15 protein-coding genes are annotated in these 19,394 nt (G+C 71.5%); 4 read left to right on the forward strand and 11 right to left on the reverse strand.

Annotation, left to right across the window (positions count from 1 at the left end; translation table 11 throughout):
• Positions 1–513: 513 nt before the first annotated feature.
• The 6 genes from ACIRQ9_RS09550 to iolC all read right to left on the reverse strand — a co-directional run bounded on the left by ACIRQ9_RS09550 (position 514) and on the right by iolC (position 8,351).
• On the reverse strand, positions 514–1,911 hold the full coding sequence (locus tag ACIRQ9_RS09550; RefSeq protein WP_404169078.1) for an APC family permease: 1,398 nt from the start codon (positions 1,909–1,911) through the stop codon (positions 514–516).
• A gap of 331 nt (positions 1,912–2,242) precedes the next feature.
• Positions 2,243–3,745, reverse strand: a complete 1,503-nt coding sequence (mmsA, locus tag ACIRQ9_RS09555; protein ID WP_404169081.1) for a CoA-acylating methylmalonate-semialdehyde dehydrogenase — start codon at positions 3,743–3,745, stop codon at positions 2,243–2,245.
• Positions 3,746–3,759: 14 nt separating this feature from the next.
• Positions 3,760–5,637, reverse strand: coding sequence for a 3D-(3,5/4)-trihydroxycyclohexane-1,2-dione acylhydrolase (decyclizing) (iolD, locus tag ACIRQ9_RS09560; RefSeq protein ID WP_404169084.1), 1,878 nt, complete (start codon positions 5,635–5,637; stop codon positions 3,760–3,762).
• Complete coding sequence (iolB, locus tag ACIRQ9_RS09565; RefSeq protein ID WP_404169087.1) at positions 5,634–6,458, reverse strand: 5-deoxy-glucuronate isomerase; 825 nt, start codon at positions 6,456–6,458, stop codon at positions 5,634–5,636. The genes iolD and iolB overlap by 4 nt, the downstream gene beginning before the upstream one ends.
• A 7-nt stretch (positions 6,459–6,465) precedes the next feature.
• Positions 6,466–7,404 (reverse strand): deoxyribose-phosphate aldolase, encoded by a 939-nt coding sequence (locus tag ACIRQ9_RS09570; RefSeq protein ID WP_404169090.1) that lies wholly within the window; start codon positions 7,402–7,404, stop codon positions 6,466–6,468.
• A complete protein-coding gene (gene iolC, locus ACIRQ9_RS09575; RefSeq protein ID WP_404169093.1) occupies positions 7,401–8,351 on the reverse strand; it encodes a 5-dehydro-2-deoxygluconokinase in 951 nt (316 codons plus the stop codon). The genes ACIRQ9_RS09570 and iolC overlap by 4 nt, the downstream gene beginning before the upstream one ends.
• Before the next feature lie 389 nt (positions 8,352–8,740).
• Between iolC and ACIRQ9_RS09580 the strand changes: the two genes are divergently transcribed.
• Positions 8,741–8,941, forward strand: coding sequence for a MerR family transcriptional regulator (locus ACIRQ9_RS09580; protein ID WP_351328093.1), 201 nt, complete (start codon positions 8,741–8,743; stop codon positions 8,939–8,941).
• Between the two features lie 19 nt (positions 8,942–8,960).
• On the opposite strand, the gene ACIRQ9_RS09585 is transcribed toward ACIRQ9_RS09580, so the two are convergent.
• On the reverse strand, positions 8,961–10,004 hold the full coding sequence (locus tag ACIRQ9_RS09585) for a zinc-binding dehydrogenase (protein ID WP_404169096.1): 1,044 nt from the start codon (positions 10,002–10,004) through the stop codon (positions 8,961–8,963).
• A 226-nt stretch (positions 10,005–10,230) separates the two neighbouring features.
• Here ACIRQ9_RS09585 and ACIRQ9_RS09590 point away from each other — a divergent pair, with 226 nt between their 5' ends.
• The 3 genes from ACIRQ9_RS09590 (at position 10,231) to ACIRQ9_RS09600 (ending at position 13,898) form a co-directional block, all read left to right on the forward strand.
• A complete protein-coding gene (locus ACIRQ9_RS09590) occupies positions 10,231–11,181 on the forward strand; it encodes a PrsW family intramembrane metalloprotease (RefSeq protein ID WP_404169099.1) in 951 nt (316 codons plus the stop codon).
• Positions 11,182–11,254: 73 nt separating this feature from the next.
• On the forward strand, positions 11,255–11,494 hold the full coding sequence (locus ACIRQ9_RS09595; RefSeq protein ID WP_404169102.1) for a heavy-metal-associated domain-containing protein: 240 nt from the start codon (positions 11,255–11,257) through the stop codon (positions 11,492–11,494).
• Between the two features lie 130 nt (positions 11,495–11,624).
• Positions 11,625–13,898, forward strand: a complete 2,274-nt coding sequence (locus ACIRQ9_RS09600; protein ID WP_404169105.1) for a heavy metal translocating P-type ATPase — start codon at positions 11,625–11,627, stop codon at positions 13,896–13,898.
• Positions 13,899–14,533: 635 nt separating this feature from the next.
• On the opposite strand, the gene ACIRQ9_RS09605 is transcribed toward ACIRQ9_RS09600, so the two are convergent.
• The 4 genes from ACIRQ9_RS09605 to ACIRQ9_RS09620 all read right to left on the reverse strand — a co-directional run bounded on the left by ACIRQ9_RS09605 (position 14,534) and on the right by ACIRQ9_RS09620 (position 19,391).
• Positions 14,534–15,823, reverse strand: a complete 1,290-nt coding sequence (locus ACIRQ9_RS09605; protein WP_351328085.1) for a citrate synthase — start codon at positions 15,821–15,823, stop codon at positions 14,534–14,536.
• Positions 15,824–16,020: 197 nt separating this feature from the next.
• Entirely contained in the window at positions 16,021–18,288 is a 2,268-nt protein-coding gene (locus tag ACIRQ9_RS09610; RefSeq protein WP_404169108.1) for an ATP-dependent RecD-like DNA helicase, read from the reverse strand.
• A gap of 65 nt (positions 18,289–18,353) precedes the next feature.
• Positions 18,354–18,548 carry a DUF397 domain-containing protein gene (locus ACIRQ9_RS09615; protein ID WP_404169111.1) on the reverse strand — a complete coding sequence of 65 codons (195 nt, stop codon included), beginning with the start codon at positions 18,546–18,548 and terminating at the stop codon, positions 18,354–18,356.
• 6 nt (positions 18,549–18,554) lie between these two features.
• Complete coding sequence (locus ACIRQ9_RS09620; RefSeq protein ID WP_404169114.1) at positions 18,555–19,391, reverse strand: helix-turn-helix transcriptional regulator; 837 nt, start codon at positions 19,389–19,391, stop codon at positions 18,555–18,557.
• Positions 19,392–19,394: the final 3 nt, after the last annotated feature.

The following is a 19,394-nucleotide window of genomic DNA, read 5'->3' on the forward strand; positions in this document are numbered from 1 at the left end:
TTCAACGGTACGGGGCCGGGGCGGTGTGCGATGCCGACGCTGGGGTGAACCCCTGGCCATCCCCTAGGAGTACGGGGGTGGCGTCGCGTACTTCGGGTGCGGTATGCGGGGCCTCTCGGAGGCCGGGTCCGGGTCCGGGTCCGAGCGGACGGTTGCGCGCCGTCGTGGCTTGTCGCGCAGTTCCCCGCGCCCCTTGGGCCGACTGCGCCGCCCGGCGTGAGTGCGGCGCCCTCCCGGTTCGGAGCGAGGGGTCGTGCCGACAGTTCCGCGCCGTCGTGGCTTGTCGCGCAGTTCCCCGCGCCCCTTGGGCCGACTGCGGCGGCCTCCGGGTTCGGAGCGAGGGGTCGTGCCGACAGTTGCGCGCCGTCGTGGCTTGTCGCGCAGTTCCCCGCGCCCCTTGGGCCGACTGCGGCGGCCTCCGGGTTCGGAGTGAGGGGTCGTGCCGACGGTTGGGCGGCGTCGTGGGTTGTCGCGCAGTTCGCCGCGCCCTGGCGGGCGCTGTGGTCGGCCTTGTCAGGGGCGGACGTCGTCCGGGATCGAGACCACCCAGTGGGTGGCCTTGCGGGGGCGGAGGTAGAGGGCCCAGTAGAGGGTGGCCGCCGCCGTGATGCCGCCGGTCCACAGGAGGTAGGCGGTCTCCTGCTGGGTGAGGATGTAGGCGAGGACGACGATCAGCAGGACCGGCATCGCGGGCCACAGGGGCATGCGCCAGGCCGGGGTGTGCCGGTGGGCGCCGCGGCGGGCGAGCAGGGCGGCGACGGCGACCAGGAGGTACATGCCGGTCACCGACACGCCCGTCACGCCGTACAGGGTGTCCAGGTTGACGAAGCAGAGCAGGGCGCCGGGGACGCCGACGGCGAGGGTGGCCACCCAGGGCGAGCCGAAGCGGCCGAGCCGGGACAGGGCCGTGTTGACCGGGCTCGGCCAGGCCTTGTCGCGGGCCGAGGCGAACAGGACGCGGGAGTTCTGGATGACCATGACGATGCCCGCGTTGATGATCGCGAGCGCCACGCAGAGGCTGACGAAGGTGCCGACCGCGGAGTTGGACCAGGCGGTGACCATGGAGCTGATGTCGCCGCCGGTCAGCTCCTTGATGTCGGAGGCGCCCATGGTGATGGCCGCCACCGGCACCAGGATGATCACCGTGGAGATCGCGAGGGTGGCCAGGACCGTCCGGGCGACGTTGCGGCGCGGGTTCTCCAGTTCCTCGGAGAGGTAGACCGCCGTGGAGAAGCCCTGGGTGACGAAGAGGGCGATGGCGAGGCCGGAGACGACCAGCATCGCGGTGACGGTGGTGGTGTGGCCGCCGGAGTCCGCGACCTGCATCGAGGTGAGGCTGCCGGCGCCGCGGTGGCTGTGGGAGAAGCCGAGCACGGCCACCACGCCCGCCGCGATGACCTCGAGGACCAGGAAGATGCCGGTGATCCAGGCGTTGGCGCGCAGGTCCAGCAGGCCCGCGAGGGTCGCGAGGAGCATCACGCCGGCGCCGGTCATGGCCGGATCCAGGTGGACGATCGGGGCCAGGTAGTCGGCCGTGCCCATGGCGATCACGGGAGGCACGATCATCACGACGAGGAGGGAGAGGACGAAGACCAGCCAGCCCGCCAGGCGGCCCGCCATGGTGGAGACCATCGCGTACTCGCCGCCCGCGCTCGGGATGAGGGTGCCCAGTTCGGAGTAACAGAACGCCACGGCGATGCAGAGGAGGGAGCCGATGGCGATCGTCAGGGCGGTGGCGGTGCCGAGGGAGCCGAAGAGGTCGGGCACGACCACGAAGAGCGTGGAGGCCGGAGTGACGCAGGAGAGGGTAAGGAGGGTGCCGCCGACCACGCCGATGGAGCGCTTGAGCGTCTTGGGGCCGTCGGACACCTCGGGGAGGGCGGTCTCGACGGGGCGGAGCGTGTCGGTCATGCGGCGGTTCCGATCGCGTCGTTGCGGATGCCTCCGGCGGTTGGGCTGTGCTGCATGGAACCCCGACGAAAACCGCTGCGTCAATGGCCGTTAACCTTCGGATTCCGCACTCGTAAAGCGACCGGTGTCACATCGCTTTCGCAGGTCCGAGCCAGCGAATCGACCAATCAACAAGCCTGCCGATCCCATGACCTTGCTTTCCAAGGCAAGGTATCGACGGGACTTAAGTCATCCATTTCATCCCGTGCAGACGGGAACCGCAGCACCATCGGCAAAAAAAGTCGGGGCCGTCCGGTATCCGGACGGCCCCGACGGGGTGGGTCGGTCACCCTCAGTGGTTGCGCGGGAAGCCCAGGTCGACACCGGCCGGGGCCTCGGACGGGTCCGGCCAGCGGGTCGTGACGACCTTGCCGCGGGTGTAGAAGTGCGTGCCGTCGTTGCCGTAGACGTGGTGGTCGCCGAAGAGCGAGTCCTTCCAGCCGCCGAAGCTGTGGTAGCCGACGGGGACCGGGATCGGGACGTTCACGCCGACCATGCCGGCCTCGATCTCCAGCTGGAAGCGGCGGGCGGCGCCGCCGTCCCGGGTGAAGATCGCGGTGCCGTTGCCGAACGGCGAGGCGTTGATGAGGGCCACGCCCTCCTCGTAGGTGTCCACGCGCAGCACGCACAGCACCGGGCCGAAGATCTCGTCCTGGTAGGCCTTCGCGGACGTCGGCACCTTGTCGAGGAGCGAGATGCCGATCCAGTGGCCGTCCTCGAAGCCCTCCACGGTGTGGCCGGTGCCGTCGAGGACCACCTCGCAGCCCTCGGCGGCGGCGCCGGAGACGTAGGAGGCCACCTTGTCGCGGTGGGCGGCCGTGATGAGCGGGCCCATCTCGGAGGCCGGGTCGTTGCCGGGACCGATCTTGATCTTCTCGGCGCGCTCGCGGATCTTCGCCACCAGCTCGTCACCGACCGAGCCGACCGCGACGACGGCCGAGATGGCCATGCAGCGCTCGCCCGCCGAGCCGTAGGCGGCGGAGACGGCCGCGTCGGCGGCCGCGTCCAGGTCGGCGTCGGGCAGCACCAGCATGTGGTTCTTGGCGCCGCCGAGGGCCTGCACGCGCTTGTGGTTCGCGGCGGCGGTGGTGTGGATGTAGCGGGCGATCGGGGTCGAGCCGACGAAGGAGACGGCCTTGACGTCCGGGTGCTCCAGGAGCCGGTCCACGGCCACCTTGTCGCCGTGCACGACGTTGAAGACGCCGTCCGGCAGCCCGGCCTCGGCCAGCAGCTCGGCGATCTTGATCGAGGCGGACGGGTCCTTCTCGGACGGCTTGAGGACGAAGGTGTTGCCGGTCGCGATGGCGATCGGGAACATCCACATCGGGACCATCGCCGGGAAGTTGAACGGCGTGATGCCCGCGACGACGCCGAGCGGCTGGCGGATCGAGGAGACGTCCACGCGGCTGGCGACCTGCGTCGACAGCTCGCCCTTCAGCTGCACGTTGATGCCGCAGGCCAGGTCGACGATCTCCAGGCCTCGGGCGACCTCGCCGAGCGCGTCCGAGTGCACCTTGCCGTGCTCGGCGGTGATCAGCTCGGCGATCGCGTCCCGGTTGGCGTCCAGCAGGGCGCGGAAGCGGAAGAGGATCTCGGTGCGCTTGGCCAGCGAGGACTGGCCCCAGGTCGCATAGGCCTCCTTGGCGGCCTGGACCGCCGCGTCGACCTCGTCGACCGAGGCGAACGCGACCTTGGTGGTGACGGCGCCGGTCGCCGGGTCGGTGACCGGCCCGTACGTGCCCGACGCGCCTTCGACGGTCTTGCCGCCGATCCAGTGGTTGACGATCTTCGTCATGACCGGTTACTCCTTCACAGATGGCGGCGTCGGGTCGAGACGTGCCGTTCGTACAGCTCACGTGCCTTGACCGCGGACGATCGGGTCGCGGTCGCGGCCACGGGTACATCCCACCAGGCCTGCGCGGGAGGCGGGCCCGACACAGTGTCGGCCGTTTCGGTCTCCACGTAGACACATGTGGGAGTGTCGGCCGCCCGCGCCTCGGCGAGCGCCGAGCGCAGGTCGTCGACGGTCCTGGCGCGCAGGACGCGCATGCCGAGGCTGGCCGCGTTGGCGGCCAGGTCGACGGGGAGCGGGGCGCCGGTCAGGGTGCCGTCGGCGGCGGGGAGGCGGTAGGCGGTGCCGAACCGCTCCGCGCCCACGGACTCCGAGAGGCCGCCGATGGAGGCGTAGCCGTGGTTCTGCACCAGCAGCACCTTGATGGCGATCCCCTCCTGCACGGCGGTCACGATCTCCGTCGGCATCATGAGATACGTGCCGTCGCCGACCAGCGCCCAGACGTTCCGCTCGGGCGCGGCGAGTTTCACCCCGATGGCGGCCGGGATCTCGTAGCCCATGCAGGAGTAGCCGTACTCCAGGTGGTACTGGTCCCGTGACCGGGTCCGCCACATGCGGTGCAGGTCGCCGGGGAGCGAGCCGGCCGCGTTGACCAGGATGTCGCTCTCGTCGACGAGCGCGTCCAGGGCGCCGAGCACCTGCGGCTGGGTCGGCCGGGCGTCCGGCTCGTCGGCCTCGTAGCAGGCGTCGACGCGCTGTTCCCAGCGCTCCTTGTCCTCGGTGTACTCGGCGACGTAGGAGTCGGCGACGCGGTGGCCGTGCGGCGCCAGCGCCGCGGTCAGCCCGGTCAGGCCGCCGCGGGCGTCGGCGATCAGCGGCAGGCCGGCGAGCTTGTGGCCGTCGTAGGAGGCGATGTTGAGGTTGAGGAATCGGACGTCCGGGTTCTCGAAGAGGGTCCCGGAGGCCGTGGTGAAGTCGGTGTACCGGGTGCCGACACCGATCACCAGGTCGGCGGTGCGGGCGAGTTCGTCGGCGGTGGCGGTGCCGGTGTGGCCGATGCCGCCGACGTCCTGCGGGTGGTCCCAGCGCAGCGAGCCCTTGCCGGCCTGGGTGGAGGCGACCGGTATGCGGGTGGCCTCGGCGAACTCGGCGAGGACGGCCTCGGCGCGGCTGTGGTGGACCCCGCCGCCCGCGACGACCAGGGGGCGCCTGGCCTGCCTGACCGCCCGTACGGCGGCGGCGAGTTCGACCGGGTCGGCGGCGGGCCGCCGCACCGTCCAGACCCGCTCCCCGAAGAACTCCCCGGGCCAGTCGTACGCCTCGGCCTGGACGTCCTGCGGCAGCGCGAGCGTCACCGCGCCGGTCTCGACGGGGTCGGTGAGGACCCGCATGGCGGCCAGGGCGGAGGGGATCAGCTGTTCGGGGCGGGTGATCCGGTCGAAGAACCGGGAGACCGGGCGCAGGGTGTCGTTGACCGACACGTCGGCGGCGTGCGGGACTTCGAGCTGCTGGAGGACCGGGTCGGCGGGCCGGGCGGCGAAGACGTCGCCGGGCAGCAGCAGGACCGGGAGGTGGTTGACGGTGGCGAGGGCGGCGCCGGTGACCAGGTTGGTGGCGCCGGGGCCGACGGAGGTGGTGACGGCGTGCGTGGCGAGACGGTTCGACTGACGCGCGTAGCCGACGGCCGCGTGCACCATGGCCTGTTCGTTGCGGCCCTGGTGGAACGGCATCTCGTCCGCGTGCTCGACCAGCGCCTGGCCGAGTCCGGCCACGTTCCCGTGGCCGAGGACGCCCCAGGTGGCGCCGATCAGGCGGCGGCGCTCGCCGTCCCGTTCGGTGTACTGGGCGGCCAGGAAGCGGACGAGCGCCTGCGCGACGGTGAGCCGTATCGTCATCGATACCCCTCTGCGCTTTCTACGTGGGCCGGATGGAAGCAGATCCGCCACTCCCGCGTCTCACCCGGCCCCGCCATGACGTTCAGGTAGTACATGTCGTGCCCGGGCTGCGCGATCGACGGGCCGTGCCATCCGTCGGGAACGAGCACGGCGTCGCCGGAGCGGACCTCGGCGAGGACGTCGGTGCCGCCCTCACGGGAGGGGAATACGCGCTGATAGCCGAAACCGTTCGGGCCGTCGATCTCGAAGTAGTAGATCTCCTCCAGCTCCGACTCCTCGCCGGGCCGGTACTCGTCGTGCTTGTGCGACGGGTACGAGGACCAGTTGCCGCCCGGGGTGACCACCTCCACGGCGATGAGCTTGTCGCAGTCGAACGCGTCCGCGGAGGCGAAGTTGCGCACCTGCCGGGCGGCGGTGCCGCTGCCGCGGTCTTCGACGGGGACCTCCGGCGCGGGGCCGTAGCGGGCGGGGAGTCGTCGCTCGCACTTCGCTCCTGCCAGGGCGAAGCGGCCTCCCGCGCCGGAGGCGATCTGGACCTGGGCGTCCCGGGGCACGTAGACGAAGTCGGAGACTCCGGCGAACACGCTCTCCCGGCCCAGGATCTGGAACTCTGTTCCCTCTGTTCGCACCGTACAACCGCCTTGCAGCGGAAGCACGATCCACTCGCTGTCCCCGGTGGTGAACAAGTGGCTTCCACCAGACGGCAGTTCGACGATCCGCAGACTGCTGTGCGTCCACCCGGCCCGCTTCGGGTCGATGTCGAGCACGTACTGCGCGTTCGCGGTCGAACCGTTGCTCAGGTGCAGTTCGCTCGTCGTCATCAGGGCCTCACAGCAGTCCTACGGCGGTGTCCACGGCGGCGGCCACGTCGCCGTCCGCCGGGTACAGCAGCGAGCGGCCGACCACCAGGCCGCGCACGGTGGGGAGTCGCAGGGCGCTGCGCCACTTCTCGTAGGCGCCGTCCTGGTCCTCGCCGACCTCGCCGCCCAGCAGGACCGCGGGCAGCGTGGACGTCTCCATGACCTGGGCCATGTCGTCGGGGTTCTCGGTGACCGGGAGCTTCAGCCAGGTGTAGGCCGAACTCCCGCCGAGACCCGAGGCGATGGCGATGGAGCGGGTGACCGCCTCCGCGGACAGGTCGTTCCTGACCTTGCCCTCGGCGGTGCGGCCGCTGATGAACGGCTCGACGAAGACGGGCAGCCGGCGCGCGGCCATGTCGTCGATGGCGCGCGCGGTGGACTCCAGGGTGGTCAGCGAGCCCGGGTCGTCGTAGTCGATCCGCAGCAGCAGCTTGCCGGCGTCGAACCCGAGGCGCTGTATGTCCTCGGCACGGTGGCCGGTGAACCGGTCGTCGAGTTCGAAGCGGGCGCCCTGCAGCCCGCCGCGGTTCATCGACCCCATGACGATCTTGCCGTCGAGGACGCCGAGCAGCAGCAGGTCGTCGAGGATGTCGGCGGTGGCGAGGACGCCGTCGACGCCGGGCCGGGACAGCGCCAGGCAGAGCCGTTCCAGCAGTTCGGCGCGGTTGGCCATGGCGAGCCGGTCGCCGCCGACTCCGAGGGCGCCGCGGGCCGGGTGGTCGGCGGCGACGATCATCAGCCTGCCGTCCGCGTCGACGAGCGGGCGGCGGGCCCGGCGCGCCGCGGCCTCGGCGATGGCCTCGGGGTGGTGGGTGCGGGTGTGGACGAGGGCGGCGACGTCGACGCCCGGCCGCTTGGCGGGGGCGGTGCCGTCGTGGTGCGCGCCCGCGACCCGGCCGGCCCTCACAGCACCGCTCCGGCGGCGAGCGCGGCCGCGATCTCGTCGCCGGTCGGCATGGCGGAGGAGCACTCCAGGCGGGAGGCGACGATGGCGCCGGCCGCGTTGGCGTGCCGCATGGTCCTCTCCAGGTCCCAGCCTTCGAGCAGGCCGTGGCAGAGGGAGCCGCCGAAGGCGTCGCCGGCGCCGAGCCCGTTGAGGACGGTCACCGGCAGCGGCGGCACCTCGGCCGTCTCGCCGTCGCGGCCGACGGCCAGGACGCCCTTGGGTCCCTGCTTGACGACGGCGATCTCGACCCCGGCGTCCAGCAGGGCCTGGGCGGCGGCGCGCGGCTCGCGCACGCCGGTCGCCACCTCGACCTCGTCGAGGTTGCCGACGGCGACGGTGGTGTGCTTGAGGGCCTCGGCGTAGAAGGGGCGGGCCGCCTCCGGGTCGCTCCAGAACATCGGCCGCCAGTCGAGGTCGAAGACGGTGGTGGCGGCCTTGGCGCGGTGGGCGAGGGCCGCGAGGGTCGCGGTGCGGCTGGGCTCCTCACTCAGGCCGGTGCCGGTCACCCAGAAGACGCGGGCCTCGCGGACGGCGTCGAGGTCCAGGTCGTGGGCGTCGATCTCCAGGTCCGGGGCCTTGGGCTGCCGGTAGAAGTAGAGCGGGAAGTCGTCCGGCGGGAAGACCTCGCAGAAGGTCACCGGGGTGTTGAGTCCGGGTACCGCGGTGACCCAGCGGTCGTCGACGCCGAAGCCGCGCAGCGCCTCGTGCAGGTAGGCGCCGAAGGCGTCCTGGCCGGTGCGGCTGATGACGGCGGTGCGCCGGCCCAGCCGGGCGGCGGCCACGGCGACGTTGGTCGCGGACCCGCCGAGGAACTTGCCGAAGGACGACACCTGGGCGAGCGGGACCCCGGTCTGGAGCGGATACAGATCCACCCCGATCCGCCCCATGGTGATCAGGTCGTACGCCATCGGCTTCCCTTCGTCACGGCTCTCCCCCGGTTTGTAGTCCTGGACAGGAGGTCGTGTCAATGGTTTGTCCGGACATTCGGACCAGACACTACCGCCACCCGGATCCGCGGCGCGCGCTCTCGGCCCGTCACACCGCCCCCGCCCGTGTCAACGCGCCCCGCCCGTCGCCCTGCCCTCGGCCGTGCTCCAGCTCTGTCACAAACACCCTCGTTGTGTCACACATGTCGCGCCTACGCGGGCTCTCGGTCACACCAGGTCGACAGCCGCTTGCCCACCGTCACGCTCCGTCGTTCACCGGGCACAGGCTTGGTGATCGCCAAGCGCAGCGCCCGGCTCCCCCGACGACCGCCTCCGGTCGCCCCCGCGGCGCGCGCAGGGAGGTGCATCTCATGACCGACCGACGGCTCTGGTCCTACAAGGAGATCGCGGCACACATCCGGGTGCAGCCCGACACGGTCCGCTCCTACCGCAAGCACGGACTGCTCCCGCCGCCCGACCACGTCGAGGGAGGCAAGCCCTACTGGTACGCCGACACGGTCCGCGCCTGGGTCGCCTCCCGGCCGGGCAACAGAAACCGCAGAGAGGACTGAACCACGCCCGGCGGGGCGCTCAGGCCCACGGCTCGATCACCGTCACCCCCGCTCCCGGCGCCCCGCCCATCGCCGCCAGGGCCCGCGGGGCCGCGTCCAGGGTGATCGTCGAGGTCACCAGGAGGTCGGGGCGCAGGGTGCCCGCGCGGACCAGTTCGAGCATGCCGGGGTAGGCGTGCGCCGCCATGCCGTGGCTGCCGAGGAGTTCCAGCTCCAGGGCGAGCGCGCGGGCCAGGGGTACGGGGGTGGTGCCGTCCGGGGACGGCAGCAGACCCACCTGGACGTGCCGGCCGCGGCGGCGCAGGGAGCCGACCGAGGCGGCGGCGGTGGACGGCGAGCCGAGGGCGTCCAGGGAGAGGTGGCTGCCGCCGCCGGTCAGTTCGCGGACCGCCGCCGCGGGGTCGTCGTCGGCCGCCGCGTCCACGCCGTGCGCGGCGCCGAACCTCCGCGCCAGGTCCAGGGCGCCGGGTGAGACGTCGACCGCGACCACCCGGGCGCCCGCCGCGGCCGCGATCATCACCGCGGACAGGCCGACGCCGCCGCAGCCGTACACCGACACCCACTCGCCCGCCGCGACCCGGCCGCGCTGCACGACCGCGCGGAACGCCGTCGCGAAGCGGCAGCCCAGGGCGGCGGCGGTGGTGTACGCCATGTCGTCGGGAAGGGTCACCAGGTTCACGTCGGCGTGGTCGAGGGCCACGTAGTGGGCGAAGGAGCCCCAGTGCGTGAAGCCGGGCTGGGTCTGGCGTTCGCAGACCTGCTGGTCGCCGGCGGCGCAGGACGGGCAGCGGCCACAGGCGCAGACGAACGGGACGGTGACCCGGTCGCCGGGCCGCGCGCCGGTCACCGCGGCGCCCGCCTCCTCGACGACGCCGGCGAGTTCGTGGCCGGGCACGTGCGGGAGCGTGATGTCGGGGTCGTGGCCCATCCAGCCGTGCCAGTCGCTGCGGCACAGGCCGGTGGCCTCGACCCGGACGACCACGCCGTGCGGGGCCGGGCGCGGGTCCGGCACCTCCCGTACCTCGGCCGGACCGCCGTAGCGGTCGAAGACGACTGCGCGCATGAGCGGCTGCTCCTCTCGACGACTGCGCGAAGGCTAAGCGGCCCGCCGGCCGCGGCACAGCACCGCTTCCGGCCCGCCGCGCCCGGCGGGGTACCCGCGCCCACTCCGGACTGCGACATCTCGCGCATATGCCTAGAGTGCGGGTAATCGCCTCAGTACTGTTCGTCAGCCCCGATCCGTCCGGCGCCGCGCCGCGCCCGCAGGAGCACCCAGGGGGAGCCCGCCCGTGACCCACTCTCCGTCGCCCCGCCGGCCGCAGGCCCGCATTCCGAGTCCGCAGCTGCCGCCCCCGCCGTACCCCCGTATCCGCGCCGGCCTGTGGCGGCGCGGCCTCGGCGGCGGGCTGGCCCTGTGGGCCCTGACCGCGGTCGTGACGTACGCGACGGGGAGCACCGCGCCGCTGCCGACGCTCGTCCTGCTCGGCAGCTTCCTCGTCCCGGTCGTCTTCGTGCTGTGGGCGTACGAACGGCACGGCCGCGACCTCGGCGTCAGCGCGGTCCTCGGCTGCTTCCTGGCCGGCGGCACGCTCGGGGTGCTGGGCGCCTCCCTCATGGAGTCCTCCCTGGTCCGGCCCTCCTGGGGGACGTTCGTGGGCGCCGGGCTGATCGAGGAGGCCGCGAAGCTCGGCGCGCTGGTGCTCGTGCTGCGCCGGATGCCGGGCATCCGGGGCATGCGGGCCGGACTGGTGCTCGGCGCGGCCGTCGGCCTCGGCTTCGGAGCCATGGAGAGCGCCGGCCACGCCTTCGACGCGGCGGTCTCCACCGAGGGCGTCGATCTGCGGACGCTGATCGAGACGGAGATCCTGCGCGGGGTGCCGGCTCCCGTCGGGCACGGCCTGTGGACGGCGATCGCCGGCGGGGTCCTGCTGTCCTTCCGCCGCCCGAACGGCCGCTTCCGCGTCACCGCACCGGTCGTGGGCACCTGCCTCGGCGTCGCCCTGCTGCACGCCCTGTGGGACTCCACGCACGGCGTCGCGCTCTGGCTGGCGGGGCGGCTCGCGGGTGCCGGGACGGACCGGCAGCTGTTCGCCGAGGGGTACCTCTCGCGTCCCACCGCGGCGCAGGAGCACCTCTTCACACTGTTCTCGGTGGGGCTGCTGGTGCTCGTGTCGCTGCTCGGCGTCGCCTGGGCCGGCTCGCTGGCGCGCCGCGACACCTCTTGGAAAAATACCCCCTAGGGGTATAGTGTGGCCACAGTGGGGTTCCCTCGCGGGCCCCATCGGCCCCACCCGCCTCCACGAGGAGAACGACATGACCGCTCAGACCGACACCCCGGGTTCCGTGACCGCCGTCTACCAGGTGACCGGCATGAGCTGCGGGCACTGCGAGGGTTCCGTCTCCGCCGAGATCTCCGAGCTGCCCGGCGTCAGCTCGGTGAAGGCCGTCGCGTCCAGCGGCGAGGTCACGGTCGTCTCCGCGGCTCCGCTCGACGACGAGGCGGTCCGCGCCGCCGTCGACGAGGCGGGCTTCGAACTCGTCGGCCGCGCCTGACATCGAGGCCCCGGCAGGCGGTACCCGCACCACGAGCAGTACGTACGACGGAAACGTATCTCTCCGCCGGGCCGTGCCGACCAGCTGATACTGGATCCGTACGGTCCGGTCCGTTGTCTGGAGTCCGGACATGACCAGCACCACCACCGCAGAGACCCGGATAGCCGAGCCGGCCACCGGCCCGACGGCCGAGGTCGAGCTTCTCATCGGCGGGATGACCTGCGCCTCGTGCGCGGCGCGCGTCGAGCGGAAGCTCAACCGGATGGACGGCGTCACCGCCGCCGTGAACTACGCGACCGAGAAGGCGAAGGTCAGCTACCCCGAGGGGGTCCGGGTCGCCGACCTGATCGCCGTGGTCGAGAAGACCGGGTACACCGCGGCGGAACCCGCGCCGCCGGAGCCGGAGCCGGACCGGGAGCGGCGGCCCGGGGCCGGGCGGGATCCCGAGCCGGCCGCCCTGCGCGAGCGCCTGCTGGTCTCCGTCCTGCTGGCGGCTCCCGTGGTGGTGCTCGCCATGGTGCCGGCCCTGCAGTTCGACAACTGGCAGTGGCTGTCCCTGACGCTCGCCGCTCCGGTCGTCGTCTGGGGCGGCCTGCCGTTCCACCGGGCCGCCTGGACCAACGCGCGGCACGGCGCGGCCACCATGGACACGCTGGTCTCGGTCGGCACGCTGGCCGCGTTCGGCTGGTCGCTGTGGGCGCTGTTCTTCGGGCACGCGGGCATGACCGGCATGCACGAGACGTTCCGGTTCACGGTCTCCCGGTCGGACGGCGGCATGGGCGGCGCGTCCTCGGTCTACCTGGAGGTCGCCTCCGGGGTCGTCGCGCTGATCCTGCTCGGCCGCTACCTGGAGGCCCGCTCCAAGCGGCGCGCGGGCGCGGCCCTGCGGGCACTGCTGGAGCTGGGCGCCAAGGACGTGGCGGTGCTGCGGGCCGGGCGCGAGGTGCGGGTCCCGGTGGCGTCGCTGGCGGTCGGCGACCGGTTCGTCGTCCGGCCCGGCGAGAAGATCGCGACCGACGGGACCGTGGTCGAGGGCGCCTCGGCGGTGGACGCGTCGATGCTGACCGGCGAGTCGGTGCCGGTGGACGTCGGCGTGGGCGACGCCGTCACGGGCGCGACCGTCAACGCGGGCGGGCGGCTGGTCGTCGAGGCCGGCCGGGTCGGGGCCGACACCCAGCTCGCGCGGATGGCCCGGCTGGTGGAGGACGCGCAGAACGGCAAGGCCGAGGTGCAGCGGCTCGCCGACCGGATCTCCGCCGTCTTCGTCCCCGTCGTCATCCTGATCGCGCTCGGCACCTTCGGGGTCTGGCTCGGCGTCACCGGTGACACGGCCGCCGCGTTCACGGCCGCCGTCGCCGTGCTGATCATCGCCTGCCCGTGCGCGCTGGGCCTGGCCACGCCGACCGCCCTCATGGTCGGCACCGGGCGCGGTGCGCAGCTCGGCATCCTCATCAAGGGCCCGGAGGTGCTGGAGTCCACGCGCCGGGTCGACACCGTCGTCCTCGACAAGACCGGCACGGTGACCACCGGGCGGATGAGCCTCCAGGAGGTGCACACCGCCGACGGCACCGTCCGCGACGAGCTGCTGCGGCTGGCGGGCGCCCTGGAACACGCCTCGGAGCATCCGGTGGCGCGGGCGATCGCCGCGGGAGCAGAGGAGCGGGTCGGGGCGCTGCCCACGGTCGAACACTTCGAGAACGTTCCCGGCCGGGGCGTGCGCGGGCGGGTGGAGGGCCGCGAGGTGGCCGTGGGACGGCTCTTCGACGTCGTCCCGGAGGAGTTGGCCGCGGCCCGCTCCCGGGCCGAGGAGGAGGGCCGTACGGCCGTGCTGGCCGGCTGGGACGGCGTGGCGCGCGGTGTCCTCGCCGTCGCGGACACGGTCAAGGAGTCCAGCCCCGAGGCGGTGCGCGAGCTGCGCGCCCTCGGACTGCGGCCGGTGCTGCTGACCGGCGACAACCGCGCGGTGGCCGACGCGGTCGCCCGGGTGACCGGGATCGACGAGGTCGTCGCCGAGGTGCTGCCCGAGGACAAGGTCGACGTCGTACGGCGGCTGCAGCGCGAGGGACGCACGGTCGCCATGGTCGGCGACGGCGTCAACGACGCGGCCGCCCTGGCCGCCGCCGACCTCGGGCTCGCGATGGGCACCGGGAGCGACGCGGCGATCGAGGCGGGCGACCTGACGCTGGTCCGCGGCGACCTGCGGGTGGCGGCGGACGCGATCCGGCTCTCCCGGCGGACGCTGGCCACCATCAAGGGCAACCTCGTGTGGGCCTTCGGCTACAACGTGGCCGCGCTCCCGCTGGCCGCCGCCGGGCTGCTGAATCCGATGATCGCCGGGGCCGCCATGGCCTTCTCGTCGGTGTTCGTGGTGACCAACAGTCTGCGGCTGCGCACCTTCCGCTGAAAGTTACCGCCGGTTCGATGCAGCGGATACGGAAGTCCCCCTGGAGTCCAACGCGCACCTCACATAAGCTCTTCACAAGGCTCGCGCATCATCCTTACGCTTGAGCTCCGATCACCGTATCGGGGCTCTTGCGCATCTAACGGACATATGCAAGAGACGCAGATCACAGTGATGCGAACGTAACCATCGAAGGGGTTCGAGGGTCTAAGTTGGCGATGTCAGACCAGCGTCTTGGGGGGCGCTGACCTGGCATCTGGGGATGTCTTGGGGGACTTCCTCAGAGATGCGTTGCCGGGACACGTACGACGGGAAGCTTTGAGCGGCCCTCCCGTGCGGTACGCGTCCCGGCAGACCGCACCGCATCACTGGCACCACAGCAGTTCGACATGGCGTACGGCGAGTTCTGCTCGCCGTGCCCGAAGCAGCGAATTCAGGCGCTGCCGCACCGAGCGCCCGGCCGGATCCCGTGGGGGGAATCCGCACCGGGACACGGGAAGGCGCCCTGGTCGCCGGCCCGTGGGGGGACCGGCGCTCCAGGGCGCCTTCTGCTGTGCCGTGAGGCCGCGCGCGAGCCGCGCGTCCATGGCGGGGGCACCGGTTCCTTCCGGCGCCCCCTGACCGCTGAGCGGCTGGTGTCAGCGCTCCTCGACCGGCACGAAGTCGCGCTCGACGACCCCCGTGTAGATCTGGCGCGGACGGCCGATGCGGGAACCCGGCTCCTTGATCATTTCCTGCCACTGGGCGATCCAGCCCGGCAGCCGGCCGAGGGCGAACAGGACCGTGAACATCTCGGTCGGGAAGCCCATGGCCCGGTAGATCAGGCCGGTGTAGAAGTCGACGTTCGGGTAGAGGCTGCGCGAGACGAAGTAGTCGTCGGAGAGCGCGTGCTCCTCCAGCTTGAGGGCGATGTCCAGCAGCTCGTCGGACTTGCCCAGCGCGGAGAGGACGTCGTGCGCGGCGGCCTTGATGATCTTGGCGCGCGGGTCGAAGTTCTTGTAGACCCGGTGGCCGAAGCCCATCAGGCGGACGCCGTCCTCCTTGTTCTTCACCTTGCGGATGAAGGAGTCGACGTCGCCGCCGGAGGTCTGGATGCCCTCCAGCATCTCCAGCACGGACTGGTTGGCGCCGCCGTGCAGCGGGCCCCACAGCGCGGAGATGCCGGCCGAGATCGACGCGAACATGTTCGCCTGCGAGGAGCCGACCAGACGGACCGTCGAGGTCGAGCAGTTCTGCTCGTGGTCGGCGTGCAGGATGAGCAGCTTGTCCAGCGCCGAGACGACGACCGGGTCCAGCTCGTAGTCCTGCGCGGGCACCGAGAACGTCATGCGCAGGAAGTTCTCCACGTAGGAGAGGTCGTTGCGCGGGTAGACGAACGGGTGGCCGACCGACTTCTTGTACGCGTAGGCGGCGATCGTCGGAAGCTTGGCGAGCAGCCGGATGGTGGAGAGGTCGCGCTGCTTCGCGTCGAACGGGTTGTGGCTGTCCTGGTAGAAGGTGGACAGCGCCGACACGACCGACGACAGCATGGCCATCGGGTGGGCGTCGCGCGGGAAGCCCCGGTAGAAGTTCTTGACGTCCTCGTGCAGCAGGGTGTGCCGCGTGATCTCGTTCTTGAACGTGGTGAGCTCGTCCACCGTCGGCAGCTCACCGTTGATCAGCAGGTAGGCCACCTCCAGGAAGGTGGAGCGCTCGGCCAGCTGCTCGATGGGGTAGCCGCGATACCGGAGGATGCCCGCCTCGCCGTCGAGGTAGGTGACGGCGGATTTGTACGCGGCGGTGTTGCCGTATCCGCTGTCCAGGGTCACCAGACCGGTCTGGGCGCGGAGCTTCCCGATGTCGAAGCCCTTGTCGCCGACGGTGCTGTCGACCACCGGGTAGGTGTACTCGCCGTCGCCGTACCGCAGTACTACAGAGTTGTCGCTCACGTCTTCCCTCACCGACGTAGTGCCTCATCTTCGAGGTGCCCTGACTGTCTCTACCATCCCCCATTTGGCTCAGGAGAGTGCACTCGGGGTCGACCATTAGGCCCATCGACGGCACTCAGTGCCGCCAACCTGCTCATCCTGCCCCCTCGTCTCGCTATGTGGAAGTGGTCTGTGACCTTCACGACTCATTTGATCGATCATTTTTCGTGATGGCCCCCGCGGAGCCGGAAGTCCAGTGCCGTACAGCGCCGGCCTGCCGACACCGTCCGCACCGCCTGGCCGATCGCCTTGCGCGAGCCGACGAGCACGACCAGTTGCCTGGCGCGGGTGACCGCCGTGTACAGGAGGTTCCGCTGGAGCATCATCCACGCACCCGTGGTGACCGGGATCACCACCGCGGGATATTCACTCCCCTGTGAACGGTGGATGGTCACCGCGTACGCGTGGGCGAGTTCGTCCAGTTCGTCGAAGTCGTACGGGACCTCCTCGTCCTCGTCGGTCAGCACCATGAGGCGCTGCTCGACCGGGTCGAGCGAGGTGACGACGCCCACGGTGCCGTTGAAGACGCCGTTCTTCCCCTTGTCGTAGTTGTTGCGGATCTGCGTGACCTTGTCGCCGACCCGGAAGACCCGGCCGCCGAACCGCTTCTCGGCGAGGTCGGGCCGTCCGGGCGTGACGGCCTGCTGGAGCAGGCCGTTGAGCACGCCCGCGCCCGCCGGCCCGCGGTGCATGGGCGCGAGCACCTGCACGTCCCGCCGCGGGTCGAGCCCGAACTTCGCCGGGATGCGGCGGGCGGCCACGTCGACGGTGAGCCGCCCGGCCTCCTCCGTCTCGTCCTCGACGAAGAGGAAGAAGTCCTTCATGCCGTCGGTGACCGGATGCTGTCCCGCGTTGATCCGGTGCGCGTTGGTCACCACCCCCGACTGCTGCGCCTGCCGGAAGACACGGGTGAGCCGGACCGCCGGGAGCGGGCCGCCCTCGGCGAGCAGATCGCGCAGCACCTCGCCCGCGCCCACGCTGGGCAGCTGGTCGACGTCCCCGACGAACAGCAGGTGCGCGCCGGGCGGTACGGCCTTCACCAGTTTGTTGGCGAGCAGGAGGTCCAGCATCGACGCCTCGTCCACCACCACCAGGTCGGCGTCCAGCGGACGGTCCCGGTCGTAGGCCGCGTCGCCGCCGGGCTTCAGCTCCAGCAGGCGGTGCACGGTGGAGGCCTCCGCGCCGGTCAGCTCGGCGAGCCGTTTGGCGGCCCGGCCGGTGGGCGCCGCGAGGACCACCTTGGCCCGCCTGGCGCGCGCCAGCTCCACGATCGACCGGACGGTGAACGACTTGCCGCAGCCCGGACCGCCGGTCAGCACCGCGACCTTCTCGGTCAGCGCCAGTCTGACGGCGGCCTCCTGCTCGGGGGCGAGGTCGACGCCGGTCCTGTCCTTCAGCCAGGCCAGCGCCTTGTCCCAGGCGACGTCCCGGAACGACGGCATCCGGTCCTCGTCGGTGCGCAGCAGCCGCAGCAGCTGGGAGGCCAGCGCGACTTCGGCCCGGTGGAAGGGGACGAGGTAGACGGCGGTGACGGGTTCGGCGTCCGGTGCGGGTCCTGGCAGCCGCTCCCGCACGACACCCGGGTCCTCGCCGTCCTCGGGCGGCGCGGCCAGCTCGGCGAGGCAGTCGATGACGAGCCCGGTGTCGACCTGGAGGAGTTTCACCGCGTCCGCGATCAGCCGCTCCTCGGGGAGGTAGCAGTGTCCCTGGTCGGCGGACTGCGACAGCGCGTACTGCAGCCCCGCCTTGACCCGCTCCGGGCTGTCGTGCGGAATGCCCACCGACTGGGCGATCTTGTCGGCGGTGAGGAACCCGATGCCCCAGACGTCGGCGGCGAGCCGGTAGGGCTGGTTCTTCACGACGGAGATCGACGCGTCGCCGTACTTCTTGTAGATGCGCACGGCGATGGACGTGGACACCTCGACGGTCTGGAGGAAGAGCATGACCTCCTTGATCGCCTTCTGCTCCTCCCAGGCGTCGGCGATCTTCTTCGTCCGCTTCGGTCCCAGACCCGGCACCTCGATCAGCCGCTTCGGCTCCTCCTCGATGATCCGGAGGGTGTCCGTGCCGAAGTGCTGGGTGATCCGGTCGGCGAACACCGGCCCGATCCCCTTGACCAGCCCCGATCCCAGATACCGCCGGATCCCCTGGACGGTGGCGGGCAGCACGGTCGTGTAGTTCTCGACGGTGAACTGCTTGCCGTACTGGGGATGCGACCCCCAGCGGCCCTCCATCCGCAGCGACTCGCCCACCTGCGCGCCGAGCAGGGCGCCCACGACGGTGAGGAGGTCGCCGGCGCCTCTGCCGGTGTCGACCCGGGCGACCGTGTAGCCGTTCTCCTCGTTGGCGTAGGTGATCCGTTCGAGCACGCCTTCGACGGTGGCGAACCGCTGTTCGCCGGTGGGGGTCCCCGTCTGCTGAGCCATGTCCCGACGGTACCCGTGGGCACCGACAGGGCCGCCGCCGTCCCCGGCCCGCGTGAACGGGGAGTTCAACGACCGGGGTGCACGGCCCCCTCCTTCACCGCCTCGACGAAGGCGACGAAGGCCGCGACCGGGAAGGTGAGGGTGGCGCGGGCGGGGGTTTTGGAGTCGCGGACACCTACATGGGTGTCGGTGTCGGCGATCTCCACACAGCTGTTGCCGTCACCCTCGCCGGAGTGGGACGACTTCCGCCAGTTGTCCACCGTGCCTCACAGCTCCTCTGCCAGCTTGCGGATGAAGTCACGCGACCTGTCGGCATCGAGGGACGCCGCCTCCACTCTACGGAAGCTTGTTCGGTAGGTGTTGAGTTGAGCCTCGGAGTCGATGAACACCGAGCCATGGGGAGCGTCACGCACCACCGTGTCCAACTTGGACAGGGGGCCACCCGCGTAGGTCATCGTGCTCGACGCCCCGGCAAAGCCGTCCAGGTCGAAGGGGACGACACGCAAGGTGATGTGCGGTGCCTCCGAGAACTCAAGCAGCCGGGCGAGCTGAGCCCTGGACGTAGCACGATCAGCGACTCTCATACGCAGGGCCGCCTCGTGAATGACCACCTCATGCAGGATGACCTGCTGTTGACGCTCCATCCGGTGCCGGACACGCACCTCGGTCTCGTCATCGGTGAGTTCAGGCAGCCTGGAAGAGAAGACCGCGCGAGCGTAGTCGGCCGTCTGCAACCGGCCGGGCACGAAGAGGATCGCCACGTCACGCAGGAAGGCGGCGTGGTGTTCCAACTCGGCGAGGTCCAGGAACGGCGTAGGCAGCAGGCCCCGATATTCCTCCCACCACCCCCGTGTCCGATCCGTCGCCATGGCCACCAAGGCGGTGATGAACTCCTCGTCCGCGCAGGCATAGTGCGAAGCAAGGCGGCGCAATCGCTGCTCGCTCACGCCGGACAAGCCCGCTTCGATGTGACTGATCTGCACGTTGCTGACTCCGAGCAACGCGGCCGCCTCGCGAGCCGTGAGGCCGGCCGCGTCCCGAAGCCTGCGCAGCTCTGCCGCCAGGCGCAACTGCCGGGCCGTTGGCTCGCGCCTGGTACCCATCTG

Origin of the sequence: Streptomyces sp. NPDC101237, from assembly GCF_044767465.1 — a bacterium.
GTDB classification, from domain to species: Bacteria; Actinomycetota; Actinomycetes; order Streptomycetales; family Streptomycetaceae; genus Streptomyces; species Streptomyces gramineus.